3 protein-coding genes are annotated in these 1,544 nt (G+C 38.3%); all 3 read left to right on the forward strand.

Translation table 11 applies throughout. The features are described 5' to 3' along the window. The coding region (locus AB1422_19370; GenBank protein ID MEW6621462.1) for a tetratricopeptide repeat protein at window positions 1-593 on the forward strand (593 nt) is incomplete at its 5' end. A gap of 2 nt (window positions 594-595) precedes the next feature. Then, complete coding sequence (locus AB1422_19375; GenBank protein MEW6621463.1) at window positions 596-1,006, forward strand: DUF5678 domain-containing protein; 411 nt, start codon at window positions 596-598, stop codon at window positions 1,004-1,006. Continuing rightward, entirely contained in the window at window positions 1,003-1,419 is a 417-nt protein-coding gene (locus AB1422_19380) for a hypothetical protein (GenBank protein MEW6621464.1), read from the forward strand. Before AB1422_19375 ends, AB1422_19380 begins: the two co-directional genes overlap by 4 nt. Window positions 1,420-1,544 lie beyond the last annotated feature (125 nt).

The raw sequence follows: 1,544 nt of genomic DNA on the forward strand, positions 1-1,544 counted from the left end.
AGATTGGAGATAGAATGGATGAAGGAACTGAGCTTGGCAACTTAGGTATTGCCTATCGTTCTTTAGGTCAATATCAGAAGGCGATTGAATATTTTGAAGAGGCACTGAAGATAGCTAAGGAGATTGGGGATAGGCAGGGTGAAGGAAGTCGTCTTGGCAACTTAGGTAATGCCTATTACTCCTTATGTCAATACCAGCAAGCTATCGATTATTATGAACAGGCACTGAAGATAGCTAAAGAGATTGGGGATAGACAAGGTAAGGAAGACTGGATTGGTAACATGGGTAATGTCTTCCTTTCCTTAAAGGAATACCAAAAGGCAATAAACTGCTATGAAGAGGCAAGAAAGATTGCTGAGGAACTCGGGGATATCTTAGGGATTGGAATTACTACCGGTCAACTTGGCAGAGTTTGTGAAGATAAGGGAGAATATCAATCCGCAATCAGTAGCTATCTTAAAGCATCCCTACTGTTTAAGGAACTTGAGTCACCATATCTTGAGAATATACTTAACCACCTTAACAGATTAAAGGAGTTTTTAGGCGAGGAGAAATTTAAACAGTATATTATGAAAATTCAAGAGGAGGTATAAGGATGGATTTGCTCAGACCTGAAATTAAAGAAATCCTGTCTATGTTAGAGGAGAGAGGAAGAATTAAAGAGGTGGTAAGAGACCATCCGGGGATCAATGTTAATATCTTCAACATACCTGTAGCCATAGACACCTCTTCCCCGATAACTCAAGAACCAATTGACCCAAAGATGACTGTTCTTAAAGAAAAAGAGGCATACCTTAAGATGGAAAAGGAACTTATTGAAAAGTATCAAGGGAAATTTGTTGCGCTCTTAAATGGCGAAGTGGTTGGAGTTGGTGAAGATGAGATAGAATTGGCGATGAGGATTTATAAAGAAAAGGGGTATGTGCCAATGTATATAGGTCAAGTTGGTGTTAAGGAACAGGTTTTTCGAGTTCCCTCGCCAAGGATTAAGAAAGAGGTAGTATGATGGAATACAAGTATGCTCCTGATTTTTATCCACCTGCTCCAGTTTTAGATGTAGAGGTCACTGATCCTCTTCAAACAAAGAAGAATCAAAGGATAAAATGTCAACTGGATACAGGAGCAGATATAACCGTCATCCCAAATAAAACCATCTCTTCATTAAGAATTCCCTTAATTAAGGTTATTCCTGTGGAAGACTATCAAGGCAAAACAGAAGATAAAGAGGTCTATCTTGCCAGGATATTCTTTTGTAACCGTGAATTCATCGTCAAAATTGTAGCAACACCAGAGGATACAGGTCTTATTGGAAGGGATATATTGAATCAATGGATTATTCTATTAGATGGGCAAGAAGAGCGATTTAGTCTAACCCAGAAGGTTTGGAGGCTCTGGAACTTGTTAATTACAAAAACTTGAGGATAAAAACAGATGAATGCTAAAGAGATATTTTTAGATTTAGTAAGTAAAGTAGTAAAAGGACAAGTTTCCTTAGATGAGGCAATAGCAGAAGTTCATAGTCAAAGGATAAAACCCTGGCTGGA

It is taken from the genome of bacterium, from assembly GCA_040757115.1.
GTDB lineage: Bacteria > UBA9089 > CG2-30-40-21 > CG2-30-40-21 > SBAY01 > JBFLXS01.